Below are 16,892 nucleotides of genomic sequence, written 5' to 3' on the forward strand. Positions count from 1 at the left end.
TGGCGAAATCGCGCCGCCTCGGCGAATGACGGCGGCCCGGTTGTCTCTGCGCGTTTCGTGGTCGCGACTTACGTCGCTCCTACAGGAAGAGATTCGCAGCGACGCGCTGCTGCGGCAGCTCCTGGGTAGGAGCGGCGCAAGCCGCGACCGCGAACCATCCGTCGCCGCGCACCGGCATGACCCGCCCGCCTCTGCCCCGGCCCCCATGACTTCTCTACCGCGCGCCGTGCCGCGCCGCGCACTAGACTGCAACCCTCCCCGCCACCGCCAGGACTGCCGCATGTCTTCCGTGACCTCGCCCAAACAGATCGCCGCGTCGCTGACCGAGTTCTGGTCGCCGCGCGTGGTCGCCGAAGTCGACGACGCCTATATCAAGGTCGCCCGCGTGCAGGGGCAGTTGGCCTGGCACAGCCACGCCGATGAGGACGAACTGTTCCTGGTGCTCAAGGGCCGGCTGGTGATCGAGCTGGAGGACCGCAAGGTCGAACTCGGCGAGGGCGAGATGTTCGTCGTGCCCAAAGGCGTGCGCCACAACCCGATCGCCGACGAGGAATGCCATCTGATGTTGATCGAGCGCAAGACCACCCTGCACACCGGCGACGTGGTCACCGACAAGACCCGTTCGCTCGACGAGCAACTGCGTCCGCTATGAGCGTCATCGGTCCGGCATGATCCCTCGTCCACCGGGCGCACAAAAGAAAAGAGCGCGTCCCGTGGAACGCGCTCTTTGGTGCGGAGATGGCCTGTCCTCTGCATGGCGCTATCCGGCGCCCTCCCCCCGAACCGACCTCTTGTCTTTCCGAAGTCCTTATCGGCGTGCGGCCATAATCCGAAGTCCACGCTACGGTTGCCAGAGAGCGCGACCGGAAATTACGCTACTTTCGGTAGCGCCCGCGATTGCTTAGCGGCCTAAGTCGCTGTAATAAATAGACCTGCCGACACGGCACGACAGCACAAACGCACGGGCTGGGGCGTCTATCGTTCACCCGGTGACTATTGGTAGCTGAACCCGCGATCCCGGCCGCAAACCCGACAGGAACTGTCACATGACGCCGCAACAGCGCATCCGTCTCGCCCGCCGGCACGCCGGGCTCTCGCAAGCCGCCCTCGGCGCCGCGGTCGGGGTGCAACGCAGCGCGGTCGGCCACTGGGAATCGGCGCAGAGCAAATTCCCGAGCGTCGCCCACCTGCGCGAGCTGGCCCTGGTGACCGGGGTGCAGTTCGAATGGCTGGCGACCGGGCGCGGCAAGATGAGCCTGTCGCTGGACACGGCGATGGATTCGGTCGCCGCCGCCGAGGCCTTGTTGATCGACGACCCGCTGGAACTGCGGTTGATCCAGGCGTTTCGCGAGGCGCCCACGCGCGCCAAGGCGCCTTTGGTCGAGGTGGTCGAGCAAATGGCCGAGCTGCGCACCGGCCGCCCGGCGCGTTCGGTCGCCGGCGGCGGCAAGCGCAGCGCAACTTGAGAAACCCGTCGCAGGTACGGGCGCGAACCGTGACGCAACACAGCAGGCGATGTCACAAACCACGACTAGACTCGACCGGATGCGCCCGGGGAGGGCGCATCGACCGCGGCGTTCCGCATGCGCGCGTCGTCAATACATAAGGAGCCGTTCGATGCCGATGTCCGTTCGTGGCCGATCCACCGCCCTGCACCGCCCTCACCCCGCACGCCCCGCCCTGCCGCGCCGCGCCGCGTGCCTGGCCCTGACGATCTGCGCCCTGTTGCCCTCGCTGGCCTCGGCCGCCGTCTTCATCAACGAATTCCACTACGACGATGCGACCTCCGCCGGCGACGTCGGCGAGCGCATCGAGATCGTCGCGACCGCCGGCGAAACGCTGAGCAACTACCGCGTCTATCTGTACAACGGCAGCTCGCCCTCGTCGGCGGTGACCTACGACAACGACCTCGTGCCGGCCGGCAATGTCGTCACCTGCGGCGGCAGCGTGCGCATCGCGACCCTGAGCTACCCGACCAACGGCCTGCAGAACGGCTCCAACGACGGCTTCGCGCTGGTCGACGGCAGCGGCAACGTAGTCCAGTTCCTGAGCTACGAAGGCCAGATCACCGCCAGCGGCGGCCCCGCCTCGGGCCGCACCAGCACCAACCTGCCGGTGTCGGAATCCGGCTCGACCGCGGCCGGCACCTCGCTGCAGTTGTCGGGCAGCGGCAGCGCGTATTCGCAGTTCGCCTGGCAGAACTCGGCGACCCAGACCTTCGGCGCCTGCAACAACGGCCAGAGCTTCACCACCTCGACGCCGAACACGCCGCCGAGCGTGACCTCGACCACGCCGAGCAACGGCGCGAGCGGTTTCCCCGCCGCCGGCGACCTGGTCGCCAACTTCAGCGAAGCGGTGACTCTGGCCAGCGGCGCGCTGACCCTGCAGTGCGCGACCTCGGGCGCGGTCGCCCTGACCTACCCGTCCAGCGGCACCGCGATCACCGCCTCCACCGGCACCGCGCTGCACGCCGGCGAAAGCTGCACCTTCACCGTCGTCGCCAGCCAGGTCAGCGACGCCGGCGGCGCGCACCCGGCCGCCAACACGGTGGCCAACTTCACCGTCGCCAGCGGCGGCGGTGGCGGCACCGGCTACTACGCCCACGTCAACACCAGCAGCGCCAGCCAGTTGCGTTGCTCGCTGCACCAAACCATCAAGGGCCACACGGTCTATCCGTACAGCGGCGGCACCACCAACACCTGGACGATCCTGGAGATCGCCGACGAAGATCCCAACAACGCCGGCCGCATCCTCGACGCCTACAAGAACCGCAGCTTCGTCAAGGTCACCGATCGCGCGGGCAGCGGCACCGGGGTGAAGTACAACCGCGAACACACCTGGCCGAACTCGCTCGGCTTCGGCTCGGCCACCGGCAACCTCGGCCTGCCGTACGCGCCCTACACCGACACCCACATGCTGTACCTGACCGATGCCGGCTACAACGCCGACCGCGGCAACAAGCCCTTCGCCGACTGCTCGCTGTCGAGCGGCTGCGGCGAGCGCGTCACCGAGGTCAATAACGGCAGCGGCGGCGGCAGCGGCGTCTACCCGGGCAACTCCAACTGGTACAAGACGCCCGACGGCAACGCCGGTTCGTTCCAGGTCTGGGGCAAGCGCAAGGGCGACATCGCGCGCGCCGTGCTGTACATGGCGATCCGTTACGAAGGCGGCACCGACCCGAACAACGGCCAGAGCGAACCGGACCTGGAACTGACCGACGACCGCAGCAAGATCGTCATCACTTCGTCCTCGCCGGCCTACATGGGCTTGCTGACCACGTTGCTGTCGTGGCATCAGGCCGATCCGCCGGATGCCGCCGAGCTGGCGCGCAACGAAGTGATCTTCAGCTTCCAGGGCAACCGCAACCCCTTCATCGATCACCCGGAGTGGGCGACGGCTTCGTTGTTCAACTCGGCCAAGCCGGCGAGCTGCCAGCTGATTCCCTGATCGCCAGGGAACGCGCAACGACGAACGCCCGCGGATGCGGGCGTTCGTTTTTTACGCTGGAACCGCGACGCTTGCGCAACCATCTGCCGTCGTCCCCGCGCAGGCGGCAGTGAATGGCCGCGCTTGCGGGCCACTGGCTCGTGCATCCATCAACGCCGGGCCTGGAGCGCCTGGCCGAGTGCCGGAGCCCCCCGAACGTTCCGGCATGAAAGCCCGGTGGATCTCCGCCTGCGCGGAGACGACGAGCAAAAGCATCTCAATCGAACACCACCACCGGCTTGCCGAGCTCGCGCGCGCCGGCCATCGAGGCGATCGCCGCGACGCCGTCGTCGAAACCGTAGCGCGTACCGACCACCGGCTCGATGCGATGGCGTTCGAGCTCGGCGAGAAAGGCCTCGAAGTCGCGCCGGCTGCCGACGCTGATGCCGTGAATGTTGAGCTGGCGCGCCATGATCGGCCCGATCAGGTTCCCCTCGACCTGCATGCCGTGCAGGAAACCGATCACCGCGATGTGGGCGTTGTCGGCGGCGGCCTGCAGCAGGTCGAGGAATTGCGGGCCGCCGACCACGTCGACGATGCCGTCGACGCCGCGGCCGTCGGTGAGTTCGCGCACCGCCGCGGCCAGGCCGGGGCGCTGCCGGTAATCGATCACCGCGCGCGCACCGAGCGCACGCAAGCGTTCGGCCTTGCCGGCATCGCCGGTGGTCGCGATCACCTCGAGGCCGCGCGCGACCGCGAGCTGCAGGGCCATCAAGGACACGCTGCCGGTGCCTTGCACGAGCACGCTGGCGCCGGGCCGCAGGTCCATGCGTTGCAACGCGCTCCAGGCGGTGAGGCCGGACACCGGCAGGGTCGAGGCCGCCGCATCGCCGAGGAACGCCGGCGCGGGCAGGATCGCGCTGGCCGGCAGCACGAGCTGGCGCGCCAGCCAGCCATCGAGCGGGCCGCCGAGCTTGCTGAGGTGGTTGGCCGACCGGAACGGCCCGTCGATCCAGGCGGTGGTGTAGTGGCCGAGCACGCGGTCGCCGGGCGCGTAGCCCTCGACCCCGTCGCCGACCGCCTCGATCCGGCCGACGCCGTCGGACAGCGGCACGAACGGCCGCGGCAGTTCCGGCTGATAGCGGCCGGTGGCGAGGGCGTAGTCGCGGTAGTTGACCGAGGCCGCGGCGACCCGGATCCGCACCTGGCCGCGGCCGGGCTGGGGCTCGGGCAGGTCGACGCGACGCAGGCTGTCGAGGCTGTGGCCCTGGAGTAGATAGGCATCCATGGTGGTGCTCCGCTGGCGGTCCGGAGACCGGCTGGGTGGGGAATGCTCAGACTATTGTTGAGCCGTTCGCTGATATAGGATCAAGATGGCAACTCATCATTGAGGATGACTCAACAATGATCGGCGGGCTGTATTCCGAACTCGAGGCCTTCGAGGCCATCCTCCAGCACGGCAGCTTCACCGCCGCGGCGAAGCAGTTGCAGGTCACCCCGGGCGCGATCACCCGCCGCCTCAACACCCTGGAGGCGCGGCTCGGCGCCAAGTTGCTCAACCGTTCGACCCGGCGGCTGAGCCTGACCGAGTCCGGCCGCCACTACTACGCCGAGGTCGCGCCGGCGCTGGCGCAGATCCTCGCCGCCGGCGAGCGCGTGCACGACCTGTCGGCGCAACCGCGCGGCGAACTGCGGGTGTCGTTACCGATGAATTTCGGCCGGCTGTACGTGATGCCGCACCTCGAGGCCTTCCTGCAGCGCTGGCCCGGCATCGACCTGGACCTGCAGTTCGACGACCGCTTCGTCGACCTGATCGGCGCCGGCTTCGACGCCGCGATCCGGATCGGCGCGCTCAGCGATTCGCGCCTGGTCGCGCGCCGCATCGCGCAGACGCGACGGATCCTGGTGGCCTCGCCCGGCTACCTCGCACGGCGCGGCGCACCGCGTACGCCCGCCGAGCTGATCGAGCACGACTGCCTGCACTACACCTTGTTCCGCGACACCCCGACCTGGGAATTCCACCGCGACCGCGAACCGCTGCGGGTGCCGGTGCAGGGCCGTTTGAAAGCGAACTACGGCGTGCCGCTGGTCGATGCCGCCGTGCACGGCCGCGGCATCCTGCAGACCGCCACCTTCGCCGTCGCCGGGGAGCTCGCCAGCGGACGCCTGGTCGAAGTGATGCCGGACTGGAGCCTGCTGCCGATCGGCATCTACGCGGTGTACCCGAGCCGCGACTACCGCCCACGCAAGGTCGAGGCCTTCATCGACTTCCTCGAAGCGACCATCGGCGAACCGGCGGTGTGGGATCGGGTGATCGCCGGGCAAGGCTGAGAGCGATGCAGTCCTCGCTTCGACGCAGAGCCAATCCGGCCCGTTGAGGTTCCGCCTCGACACCGGGCCACGCCGGGCGCTCGCCCCCTTCGCCCAACGGGGCGATGGTTCATCGTCGCTTGCACTTGCCGACCCAGGCCGCAGCAAGAGCGGCAGGAACCGGTACTCGCCCGCTCCCTCTCCACAGCCATAAAGCCCCCACTGCAACGGCGGCGACCGGACTTGCTCTCAGCTCCGCCAAAGGAACCAACCGCCTCCGCCCCACTCCAAGCCCGGTCCCTCATTCCGCTTTCGCGCCGTTTGCTGAAAGCTTGCCCGTCGCTCCCACCGCCCGCCGATGACTCCGCCGCCTCCTGCCGCTACCGTCCCCCGCTCCTGGCGCCGCGCGCTGTCGATGCTCGCCAGCCTGGCGATCCTCGCGCTGGCCCTGCATGCGCTCGCCGGGGAGTTCAGCGGGCAGGGCTACCGTTCGATCCGGCACGCCTTCGCCCAGTTGGAGGACCGCCGCATCGTCCTGGCCTTCCTGCTCGGCCTCGCCAGCTATGCCTGCCTGGTCGGGTTCGACGCGATCGGCCTGCGCGGCAACGCGAGCAAGGTCAAACCGCTGCGTCTGGTCGTCACCGCTTTCCTCGCCAACGCGGTCGGGCACTCGCTCGGTTTCGCCGCGCTGACCGGCGGCGCGGTGCGTCTGCGCGGCTACGGCGCGGCCGGGCTGTCGCTGGCCGACATCGGCCAGGTCGTGTTGATGAGCACGCTCGGCTTCGTGTTCGGCGCCTGGGTGTTGCTGGCCTGCGCCTTGTTGTTCGAACCGGCGCCGACGGCCTTGCTGCTGCCGCTCGGCGAAACGACGATCCGCGCGATCGGCGCGGCGATCGCGCTCGGCTTCGTCGGCCTGTGGTTCGCGGTCGGGCGCGACGGCCGCACCCTGCGCTGGCGCGGCCACGCGCTGTGGCTGCCGGATCGCCGCACCGTGCTCGCGGTGACCGCCCTGAGCGTGGTCGAACTGGCCCTGGCCGGCAGCGCGTTGTACGTCCTGCTGGCGCCGATCGCCGGCACCGACTTCATCGGCTTCGTCGGCCTGTACCTGGTCGCGACGGTCGCCGGATTGTTGTCGAGCGTGCCCGCCGGCATCGGCGTGTTCGAGTGGAGCCTGCTCAAGCTGCTGCCGGGCGTGGCGCCGGCGACTCTCCTCGCCGCGGCGCTGGCTTATCGCATCACCTACTACGCCCTGCCCCTGGCCCTGGCGACGCTGATCGGCATGGTCGGCGCCGTGCGCGGGCCGGTCGCGGCGCGCGCCGGCGCTCTGCGCACCGCCTGGCTCGCGATCCGGCCGTGGCTGCCGCAGGTGATCGCGCTCGCCGCGTTCGTGCTCGGCGCCGCCCTGATCCTCGACGGCACCTTGCCGAAACCGCGCCATCGCCTGGTCGGTGCGCCGCTGCCCTTGATCGAGACCTCGCAATTGCTCGCCAGCCTCGGCGGGGTCGGCCTGTTGCTGATCGGCCAGGGCCTGCAGCGCCGCAGCCATGCCGCGTGGGCGCTGGCGCTGGCGGTGTGCGTCGTGCTGCCCTTGCCGGCCTGGCTGCGCGGCGGCCACCTCAGCCTGGCCTTGGCGCCGCCGCTGGTGGCGGTCGCGCTGTGGGCGGCGCGGCGCGAGTTCTATCGCGAAGGCGCGCTGCTCGACGAAGCCTGGTCGTGGCGTTGGCTGCGCAATCTCGGCCTGGTGTTGATCGCCGCGGTCTGGCTGTTGTTCTTCGCCTACAGCCACGTCGAGTACCGCAACGAGCTGTGGTGGGAATTCCTGGTGTCGAGCAACGCGCCGCGCGCCTTGCGGGCGATGCTGCTGGTCAGCGTCACCGTCATCGCCTTCGGCCTGGCGCGCCTGCTGCACGCGGCGCGCGCGCCGTTGCCGGCGGCGGGCGAAGCCGAACTCGCGGCGATCCGGCCGATCCTCGCCGTGGCCGACGACAGCCAGGCGCATCTGGCCCTGACCGGCGACAAGGCGCTGCTGCTCGATCCGCAACAGCGCGGCTTCGCGATGATGCAACGCTACGGCGGCTCGTTGATCGCGATGGGCGACCCGGTCGGCCCGCCCGAGGTGGCGCGTGCGCTGATCTGGCGTTTCCGCGAGGAGGCCGACCGGCTCGGCATGCGGCCGGTGTTCTACCAGGTCGGCGAACAGCATTGGCAGACCTATCTCGACCTCGGCCTGAGCCTGGTCAAGCTCGGCGAGGAAGCGCTGGTGCCGCTGGCCGATTTCAGCCTGCAGGGGCCGGCTCGCGCCGAATTGCGCCAGGCCTGGAACCGCGGCAAGCGCGCCGGGCTGAGTTTCCGCATCGCCCCGGCCGAGGACGTCGCGGCCCTGCTGCCCTTGCTCGCGGAGATTTCCGAGGACTGGCTGGAGCACAAATCCGGCGAGGAGAAAGGCTTCTCGCTCGGCCATTTCGATGCCGAGTATCTGCAGCGCCTGCCGGTCGCCCTGGTGGAGCTGGACGGCCGCATCGTCGCCTTCGCCAATCTGTGGAACGCCACCAACGGCCGCGAGTTGTCGGTCGACCTGATGCGCCACAGCGAGGCCGCGCCGAAGGGCACGATGGATTTCCTGTTCGCCGAGTTGTTGGGCTGGGGGCGCGATCATGGCTACGAACGCTTTTCGCTCGGCATGGCGCCTTTGTCCGGGCTGCCGCAGCATCGGCTGGCCGGGCGCTGGAACCGCTTCGCCAACCTGGTCGCGCGCCACGGCGAGCGTTTCTATGGCTTCGTCGGCCTGCGCCGCTTCAAGGCCAAGTACGACCCGGTCTGGCGCACCCGTTACCTCGCCGCGCCCGGTGGCATGCACCTGCCGGCGGCCTTGATCGACGTGACCCGTTTGATCTCGCTCGACCCGCGCCGCCACGACGAGAGCGAGCATCGCATCGCGCGCTTCCCGACCCGCGCGCCCGAGGCTCAGGAACCCGGCGCGATACCGGCCGCCGACAACACCCGCGCGGCGACACCGTCGTAGTCGCCGTCGAGGTGGTGATCGCCCGGCAGTTTCCCGACCCGCGCGGCGGCGGCCGGCAATCTCGGACACAGCGCGTCATCGTCGTCGGCGCCGTACAGACACAGCGTGCGCGCCGCCGGCATGCGCGCGATCTCCGGCGCGATCGGCAGGCCGCGGCCGCTGCTGCCGATCCAGTTGCTCAGATGGAACTCGTACTCGGCTTTTTCGCCGACCGAAATCAGGGTGGTCAGCGCGACCGCCTCGCGGGTCGGCGACGGCAAGCGGTTGTACGCCGCCGGCAACACGTCGGCCCCTTGCGAGAAACCGATCAACAGCACCCGCGGTCGCCGCCAGTGCGCGCGGTAGTAGCCGACGATGCGGTCGAGGTCGGCGGCGAAGCCCTGCGGCGTGCGCGGGCTCCAGAAGTAGCGCAGCGAATCGACGCCGACCACCGGCACCCCGGCTTTCGCCAGGCGTTCGGCCAGGCTCTGGTCGAAGCCGGCCCAGCCGCCGTCGCCGGAGACGAAGATCGCGAAGCTGTCGCGATGGACGCTGCCGCTCGCGGCGATCTCGGTCAGCGGCAAGCCCTTCAGATCGGCCGGCGGCGGCGGCGCGCTGACATGGCCTTGCGCACCGAGGCTGATCAAGGCCGCGCGCAGGCCCGGCGTGGCATCGCCGCGGGCATCGCGGGCGAAACGACGCGCCTGCGGAATCGCGGCGACGAACGCATCGCTCGCGGCTTCCGGGCACTGCGCGCCGCGGTCGTCCCGGCGCGCGGCGGCGACCAGCCAGGGCACGGACAGCGCCGAGGGCTGCAGCTGCGCCGAGCGGCCGTTGCGCGCCGGCGCCAGCTTCAAGGCCTGGGACGGGCACACGGCGCGCGCCAGGGCCAGGCGCGGGCAGAAATCGACCGCGACCGCGCCAGCGAACACGGCCGCGTCGCCCTGGGCGGCGATCGCATAGGCCAGGGCGGCGCCCTCGCCGTCGCCGAGCAACAGCGGCAGGCGGTAGGTCGGCAGACGGTAATAGGCCTGGACGAAGCGCGAGAAATTTTCGACGTCGCCGGAGGAGAACGCGCAGGCGCCGCCGTCCCGGCGCAGGTCGCGTTCGAGCGCGGCGACCTCGACCGTCGCGACCATCGCACCGTCGGCGACCAGGGCGGCGATGCGCGCCTTGCGTTGCGCGGCGTCGAGGCCGTCGGCGAACCACAGCACGAAGCGGCGCGCCTCGCCGGCCGGCAAGCGCACCGGGATGTTCTGGAAGCGGCCGTGGGACACGCTGCGCGCAAGCCCGGGCTCGGGCGCGGCTGCCGGTGGCGCGGCCACCGCAGCGCAGTACGGCGCTGCGATCAGCAGCAGGAACAAGGCCCATCGGGCACGGATCGTTAAGGGCACGCGCTGCACCTCCTGGGATGCCTGGGCTTATACCATCGGGGTTGGATGGGGTTAGGTGCGTCCGCCGCAAGAGCAAATCCCTGCCCCTCTTCAATGGGAAGTGCGCCTGCAGGCGCCGACGGCGCTGGCCGAGGCGGCTCGGCGAGGTCTTCGGCTGTGCCTGGAGACGATTCAGACAGCAGCGCTTTCTGTGACGGAGCCCGAGGTACCGTGCCGTCCGGTCCGGTCCGGTCCGGCCCGGCCCCGATCCGGCCCGAACCAGCAGGTCCGGGTTAGGCCGCTCCCCGCGGCGGCCTTACACTTGGCCGGATGCCCCTCACCGACTCCATTCCGCTACCGAGGCTGGTGCTCAGCACCTGCCCCGACGAGACCACCGCCGACGCCATCGCGCTGGCCCTGGTCGAGGAACGGCTCGCCGCCTGCGTGAGCCGTTGGCCGGGGGTGCGCTCGACTTATCGCTGGCAAGGCCGCATCGAACATGCGACCGAGGTCCAGTTGCTGATCAAGACCACCCCCGCCCTGGCCTCCGCGGTGCTCCAGCGGATCGCCGAGCTGCATCCATATGAACTGCCGGAGGCGTTGGTGGTCGAAGTCGGCGACGGCCTCGACCCGTACCTGCGCTGGGTGGCCGAACAGACCCGAGACCGATGACCGACGACCTGCTTTCCGGCCGGCGCCCGCGCGCCGGCGCCGCCCTCGCCTACACCATCGCCTGCCTGGCCGCGCTGTTCGCCGCGCCGGCGCTCGCGGTCGACGAAAAAGACCTGCTGCCGGTCGACGAGGCCTTCGTGCTCGCGGCCGAGGCCGGCGGCGCCGACCGCATCGCGGTGTCGTGGAAGGTCGCGCCGGGCTATTACCTGTACAAGCACCGCATCTCGGTCAAGAGCGACGCCGGCTTCGCCGCGCAGGCGCTGCAGTTGCCGAAGGGCAAGGCTTACAAGGACGAGTTCTTCGGCGACGTCGAGACCTACCGCGACCGCGTCGTCGCCACCCTGCCCGGCCAGGCCAAGGCCGGCAGCACCCGGCTTACCGTCAAATACCAGGGCTGCGCCGACGCAGGCATCTGCTATCCGCCGCAGACCCGCACCGTCAACGTCGCGCTGGCCGCGCCCGCCGCGGCGGTGGATCCGGCTCCCGCGGCCGCGCCGCTGGTGTCGTTCGGCCCGCGCGGCGGCGCCAATCCCTTGCTCGGCAGCAGCCCGCTCGGTGCGCCTACGGCCGCGAACGCCGGCACCGATGCCTTGCCGTTGCCGCCCGAGCAGGCCTTCGGTTTCGAGGCCATCGTCAGCGACGGCGACACCCTGTTGCTGCGCTTCACCCCGGCGCGCGGCTATTACCTGTACCGCGACAAGACCTCGCTGAAGACCGACCGGGCCGCGATCGCCGCCGGCAAGCCGCGGTGGCCGCGCGGCACCGCGCACCGCGACGAGCACTTCGGCGACGTCACCGTGTTCTTCGACCAGATCGACGTGCCGCTGCCGCTGCTGCGCCAGCAGGCCGACGCCGCCACGCTGACTCTCACCGCGAACTTCCAGGGCTGCCAGACCGACGGCATCTGCTATCCGCCGATGACTCGCAAAGTCACCCTCGAGCTGCCTCGCGGAACCCTGGCGAGCGCGCTCGTCGAACCGAGCGCAAGCACCGCGGCGGCCGCCGACACTGTCGCGCCCGGCGCAGCGCCGGCCAGCGCCGCCGCATCGGCGCAAGCGAACGCCACGGGCATCGCCGCGGCCGCCGCCACCCCCGCTTCCGGCCTGGCCGCCACCGACCCGACGCCCGCGACCGGCGCGGCCAGCCTCGCCCCCGGCGACGATGCGCCTGCGCCCGCAACGAATCCCTCGGACGCGACCGCGCCGCAGGCCGAAGACAGCCTGCTCGCCGCCTCGCTCAAGGGCGCGAACCGCTACTGGGCGCTGCTGACCTTCTTCGGCTTCGGCCTGCTGCTCGCGTTCACGCCCTGCGTGTTGCCGATGGTGCCGATCCTGTCGGGCCTGATCGTCGGCCAGGGTCCGGGCTTGAGCGCGCGCCGCGCGTTCTCGCTGTCGTTGGTCTACGTGTTGGCGAGCGCGGTGGTGTTCACCCTCGCCGGCATCGTCGCCGGCCTGGCCGGCGCCAATCTGCAGATCGCCTTCCAGACGCCGTGGGTGATCGTGCTGTTCGCGCTGCTGTTCGTGGTGCTGTCGCTGTCGAGCTTCGGCCTGTACGAACTGCAGCTGCCGCATGCGCTGCGCAGCCGCCTCAGCGAAGCCAGCAATCGCCAGCGCAGCGGCTCCTGGCTCGGCGTCGCGAGCATGGGCGCCTTGTCGGCGCTGATCGTCGGCCCCTGCGTCGCGCCGCCACTCGCCGCCGCCGTGCTCTACATCGGCCAGACCCGCGACCCGGTGTTCGGCGGCGCGGCCTTGTTCGCGCTCGCCATGGGCATGGGCGCGCCGCTGATCGCGTTCGGCGTCGCCGCCGGCAAGGGCCTGCCGACCACCGGCCCGTGGATGGTCGCGGTGCAGCGCGCCTTCGGCCTGATCTTCATCGGCATGGCGGTGTGGATGCTGTCGCGCATCCTGCCCGGCCCGGTCACCCTGGCGCTGTGGGGCGCGCTGTCGCTCGGCGCGGCGGTGATGGCCGCGTTGTCGGTCGGCGGCAAGACGGTCGGCCAGGGCCCGCGTACTTTCGCCTGGCTGGCGACGCTGCTGCTCGGCCTGGCCGGCGCCTCCCAGGTGGTCGGCGCCCTCGCCGGCAGCGACGACCCGCTGCAGCCGCTCGCCGGCCTGCGCGGCGATCATGCCGCGCAAAGCACCGAGCTGCCGTTCCGCAAGATCAAGTCCGGCGCCGACCTCGACCGCGAGATCGCCGCTGCGCAGGCCGCCGGCCAGCCGCTGATGCTCGATTTCTATGCCGACTGGTGCGTGGCCTGCAAGGAGATGGAGAAGTACACCTTCCCCGAGCCGCAGGTGCACGAGGCGCTGAAGGGCTTCGTCCTGCTCAAGGTCGACGTGACCGCGAACGACGAGATCGACCAGGCGCTGATGAAGCGGCTGCAGATCATCGGCCCGCCGGCGACCCTGTACTTCGTCGCCGGCGCCGAACGCCGCGAGCTGCGCCTGTTCGGCTTCGAAAAAGCGCCGGCCTTCGCCGACCGCGCGCAACGCGCGCGCGCCGCGAACCGCTGAGGCCGCGGCGATGGCGATCTCCCCGACGGTCAAACTCGTGGCCCTGGCGCTCGGCGCGGGCGCGCTCGGCCTGCTCGCCGGGCAACTGCTCGGCGGGGACGGCTGGCTGATGCGCACCGACCTCGGCCAGCGCGTCCTGCAGGAACGCATGACCCGCAGCGCGCCCAAGCCGCCGGCCGACCTCGCGGTGGCGAGCCTGGGCCAGGCGATGCCGGCGCTGACCCTGCCCGGCCTCGACGGCCGGCCCTCGCAGCTGCCGCAGGCCTATGCCGGGCGACCGATCCTGATCAATCTGTGGGCCAGCTGGTGCGGGCCCTGCATCAAGGAAATGCCCGAACTGAACCGCTACGCCAAGGCCCAGGGCGGTCACGGCACGCAGGTGGTCGGCATCGCCCTCGACAACGCCGAGGACGTCGCCGCGTTCCTGCAGCGGGTGCCGGTGGATTACCCGATCCTGCTCGACGCGCCGGGCCCGCGCGACGCCGGGGTCCGCCTCGGCAACCTCAAGGGCGTGCTGCCGTATACGGTGCTGATCGGCGCCGACGGCAAGCTGGTCAAGCAACGCATCGGCCCGTTCGAGGACGGCGAGATCGAGGGCTGGGTCGACTGAGCCCGGTCCGGCTCGAAGAGGCGGCGGTAACGCCACGCCACCCGGCGGCGGCAACCTCGACGAAAACCCGCCGATCGTCGGCCAGCCGCCCCGCCGCGCGTGGCCGGCGACTGCCGATTCCGCTTACCGGTTACCGGCTTGGCCGCGCGGGATCGTGCTCGAATGGGCGGCGCGGACCCCTGCGGATCTCTCGGTCCTTTGGCGAAATCGCCGCCCTGCCGGCAAATGCGCCGAACCGGTCACGAAAACACGGCGACGCCGGCCAACGTGCCGGCATTCTAGAGTCGCCACTCAAACAACCGCTTAAATCGCGGCAACTTCGCCGATTTGGCGGGCAACTTCTGGACAGCAGCCCGGGCTTCACGCAAACTGCCGCCCTTTGAAGGCAACCGTCCGGTCCCGATGGCCAAGCTCCTGGTCCTGCACGGCCCCAACCTCAATCTGCTCGGCACGCGCGAGCCGGAGGTCTACGGCCGCACCACCCTGGCCGAGATCGACGCCGGGCTGCGCGACCGCGCCCAGGCCGCCGGACACGTGCTGGACAGCCTGCAGTCGAACGCCGAGCACGTCCTGGTCGACCGCGTCCAGGCGGCGCGGACCGACGGCACGGCGACGATCCTGATCAATCCGGCCGCCTTCACCCATACCAGCGTCGCCCTGCGCGACGCCCTGGCCGCGGTGGCGATCCCGTTCATCGAGATCCACCTGTCCAACCCGCACACCCGCGAGCCGTTCCGCCGCCACAGCTATTTCAGCGACCACGCCGTCGGCGTGGTCTGCGGCTTCGGCGCAGACAGCTACCGCTATGCGCTCGACGCCGCCATCAAGCGACTGGCGACCTGACACCCACCCAGCCCGGGCCGCGTTCGCGCGGGCCGCAACGACGATCCAACCAGAGGCCCGCTCCATGGACCTGCGCAAAATCAAGAAACTGATCGACCTGCTCGAGGAATCCAACCTCGCCGAGATCGAGATCAAGGAAGGCGAAGAATCCGTCCGCCTGGCCCGCACCCCGAAGGGCGGCTATGCCTACGCGCCGCCGCAGATGCAGGCCGCGCCCTACGCCGAGCAGCGCCCGGCCCCGGCCATGCCGATGCACTCGCCGACCGAAGCGGCCACCGGCGGCAGCGCCAAGCCCGGCAGCGACCTGCCCGACGGCCACGTCGTGCGCGCACCGATGGTCGGCACCTTCTACGCCTCGCCGGCGCCGGACAAGCCGTCCTTCGTCGCCGTCGGCCAGGCGGTCAAGGCCGGCGACACCCTCGGCATCATCGAGGCGATGAAGATGTTCAACCCGATCGAAGCCGACGTTTCCGGCACCGTGCTCAAGGTGATGGCCGAGAGCGGCCAGCCGATCGAGTTCGATCAGCCTTTGTTCGTCATTGGTTGACATGCGCGGGACTCGGGATTCGGGACACGGGACTCGGCCGCATCGCTGCGTCGGCGCCGCTTTCGCGGTCGATGCCGAAGCGATGGCGCCGGGCCCCCTTCGCGATCCGGCTTTGCGAGTCCCCAGTCCCGAGTCCCGAGTTCCGGAATCTCTATGCTCGATAAAGTAGTCATCGCCAACCGCGGCGAAATCGCGCTGCGCATCCTGCGCGCCTGCCACGCGCTGGGCATCCGCACGGTCGCGGTGCATTCCACCGTCGATCGCAATCTCAAGCACGTCGCCATGGCCGACGAGTCGGTCTGCATCGGGCCGGCGCCGTCGTCGGAGAGCTATCTCAACATGGCCTCGATCATCGCCGCGGCCGAAGTCACCGACGCCCAGGCGATCCACCCGGGCTACGGCTTTCTCAGCGAGAACGCCGACTTCGCCGAGCGCGTCGAGCAGTCCGGCTTCATCTTCATCGGCCCGCGCGCCGAGACCATCCGCCTGATGGGCGACAAGGTCGAGGCGATCCGCGCGATGAAGGAGGCCGGCGTGCCCTGCGTGCCCGGCAGCGGCGGACCGCTCGGCGACGACAACGCCGCCAACATCAAGATCGCGCGCGAGATCGGCTACCCGATCATCGTCAAGGCCGCCGGCGGCGGCGGCGGTCGCGGCATGCGCGTGGTGCATACCGAGGCCCACCTCAACGCCGCGATCCAGACCACCAAGTCCGAGGCCAAGGCCGCGTTCGGCAACGACATGGTCTACATGGAGAAGTTCCTCGAGAACCCGCGCCATGTCGAGATCCAGGTGCTCGCCGACGGTCAGGGCAACGCGATCCACCTGGGCGAGCGCGACTGTTCGATGCAGCGCCGCCATCAGAAGGTGGTCGAGGAAGCGCCGGCGCCGGGCATCACCGCCGAACAGCGCGCCGAAATCGGCAAGGTCTGCGTCGAAGCCTGCATCCGCATCGGTTACCGCGGTGCCGGTACGTTCGAGTTCCTGTACGAGAACGGCCGCTTCTACTTCATCGAAATGAACACCCGTATCCAGGTGGAGCACCCGGTCACCGAACTGGTCACCGGCATCGACCTGGTGCGCGAACAGTTGATGATCGCGGCCGGCCGCAAGCTGTCGATCAAGCAAAGCGACATCGTCCTGGAAGGCCACGCGATCGAGTGCCGGATCAACGCCGAAGACCCGGAAACCTTCATGCCCTGTCCGGGCCTGATCCAGCATTTCCATGCGCCCGGCGGCCCCGGCGTGCGCGTCGACAGCCACATCTACGAAGGCTATCGCGTGCCGCCGAACTACGACTCGATGATCGGCAAGCTGATCGTGCACGGGCCCGACCGCGACACCGCGATCGCGCGCATGCGCGTGGCGCTCAGCGAGATGGTCGTGGACGGCATCAAGACCAATATCCCGCTGCAGCAGCGGATCCTGTCGGATGCCGGCTTCCAGCAGGGCGGGATGAACATCCACTACCTGGAAAAGCGGCTCAAGGAACAGAAGGAAAAGACGATATCGATCGTCTGAGCCGGCGCCCGCGGCGAGCGCGCCGCTTCGAAAACTTCCGCGCAAAAAAACGGCCCGCGTCATCGACGCGGGCCGT

At 70.0% G+C, this 16,892-nt stretch carries 12 protein-coding genes and 1 pseudogene; 11 read left to right on the plus strand and 2 right to left on the minus strand.

Going from position 1 to position 16,892, the window contains the following annotated elements:
• Window positions 1-280 precede the first annotated feature (280 nt).
• The 3 genes from AC6CH2_RS15180 (at window position 281) to AC6CH2_RS15190 (ending at window position 3,447) form a co-directional block, all read left to right on the plus strand.
• Window positions 281-652 (plus strand): cupin domain-containing protein, encoded by a 372-nt coding sequence (locus tag AC6CH2_RS15180; RefSeq protein WP_435396111.1) that lies wholly within the window; start codon window positions 281-283, stop codon window positions 650-652.
• 394 nt (window positions 653-1,046) lie between these two features.
• Window positions 1,047-1,466 carry a helix-turn-helix domain-containing protein gene (locus tag AC6CH2_RS15185; protein WP_435396110.1) on the plus strand — a complete coding sequence of 140 codons (420 nt, stop codon included), beginning with the start codon at window positions 1,047-1,049 and terminating at the stop codon, window positions 1,464-1,466.
• 157 nt (window positions 1,467-1,623) lie between these two features.
• Complete coding sequence (locus tag AC6CH2_RS15190; protein WP_498270175.1) at window positions 1,624-3,447, plus strand: endonuclease; 1,824 nt, start codon at window positions 1,624-1,626, stop codon at window positions 3,445-3,447.
• Window positions 3,448-3,703: 256 nt separating this feature from the next.
• On the opposite strand, the gene AC6CH2_RS15195 is transcribed toward AC6CH2_RS15190, so the two are convergent.
• Complete coding sequence (locus tag AC6CH2_RS15195; protein WP_498269941.1) at window positions 3,704-4,714, minus strand: zinc-dependent alcohol dehydrogenase family protein; 1,011 nt, start codon at window positions 4,712-4,714, stop codon at window positions 3,704-3,706.
• A gap of 116 nt (window positions 4,715-4,830) precedes the next feature.
• Between AC6CH2_RS15195 and AC6CH2_RS15200 the strand changes: the two genes are divergently transcribed.
• The gene (locus AC6CH2_RS15200) at window positions 4,831-5,757 is read left to right on the plus strand and encodes a LysR family transcriptional regulator (protein WP_498269942.1); all 927 of its coding nucleotides are present in this window, start codon (window positions 4,831-4,833) and stop codon (window positions 5,755-5,757) included.
• A gap of 337 nt (window positions 5,758-6,094) precedes the next feature.
• A pseudogene (gene mprF / locus AC6CH2_RS15205) lies at window positions 6,095-8,653 on the plus strand (bifunctional lysylphosphatidylglycerol flippase/synthetase MprF); the annotation flags it as partial.
• A gap of 47 nt (window positions 8,654-8,700) precedes the next feature.
• Here mprF and AC6CH2_RS15210 read toward each other — a convergent pair.
• A complete protein-coding gene (locus AC6CH2_RS15210) occupies window positions 8,701-10,131 on the minus strand; it encodes a virulence factor family protein (protein ID WP_498269943.1) in 1,431 nt (476 codons plus the stop codon).
• A gap of 309 nt (window positions 10,132-10,440) precedes the next feature.
• On the opposite strand from AC6CH2_RS15210, the gene cutA reads away from it, so the two are divergent.
• From cutA to accC, 6 genes are all read left to right on the plus strand, one after another.
• On the plus strand, window positions 10,441-10,782 hold the full coding sequence (cutA, locus tag AC6CH2_RS15215) for a divalent-cation tolerance protein CutA (RefSeq protein WP_498269944.1): 342 nt from the start codon (window positions 10,441-10,443) through the stop codon (window positions 10,780-10,782).
• Entirely contained in the window at window positions 10,779-13,295 is a 2,517-nt protein-coding gene (locus AC6CH2_RS15220) for a protein-disulfide reductase DsbD (RefSeq protein ID WP_498269945.1), read from the plus strand. The genes cutA and AC6CH2_RS15220 overlap by 4 nt, the downstream gene beginning before the upstream one ends.
• Window positions 13,296-13,305: 10 nt before the next feature.
• Complete coding sequence (locus AC6CH2_RS15225) at window positions 13,306-13,905, plus strand: TlpA family protein disulfide reductase (RefSeq protein ID WP_498269946.1); 600 nt, start codon at window positions 13,306-13,308, stop codon at window positions 13,903-13,905.
• Between the two features lie 402 nt (window positions 13,906-14,307).
• Window positions 14,308-14,748 carry a type II 3-dehydroquinate dehydratase gene (gene aroQ, locus AC6CH2_RS15230; protein WP_498269947.1) on the plus strand — a complete coding sequence of 147 codons (441 nt, stop codon included), beginning with the start codon at window positions 14,308-14,310 and terminating at the stop codon, window positions 14,746-14,748.
• A 64-nt stretch (window positions 14,749-14,812) separates the two neighbouring features.
• Window positions 14,813-15,295 carry an acetyl-CoA carboxylase biotin carboxyl carrier protein gene (gene accB / locus AC6CH2_RS15235; RefSeq protein WP_031370285.1) on the plus strand — a complete coding sequence of 161 codons (483 nt, stop codon included), beginning with the start codon at window positions 14,813-14,815 and terminating at the stop codon, window positions 15,293-15,295.
• 153 nt (window positions 15,296-15,448) lie between these two features.
• Window positions 15,449-16,816 (plus strand): acetyl-CoA carboxylase biotin carboxylase subunit, encoded by a 1,368-nt coding sequence (accC, locus tag AC6CH2_RS15240; RefSeq protein WP_435396103.1) that lies wholly within the window; start codon window positions 15,449-15,451, stop codon window positions 16,814-16,816.
• Window positions 16,817-16,892 lie beyond the last annotated feature (76 nt).

The sequence above is a fragment of the Lysobacter sp. GQ73 genome, assembly GCF_059758755.1.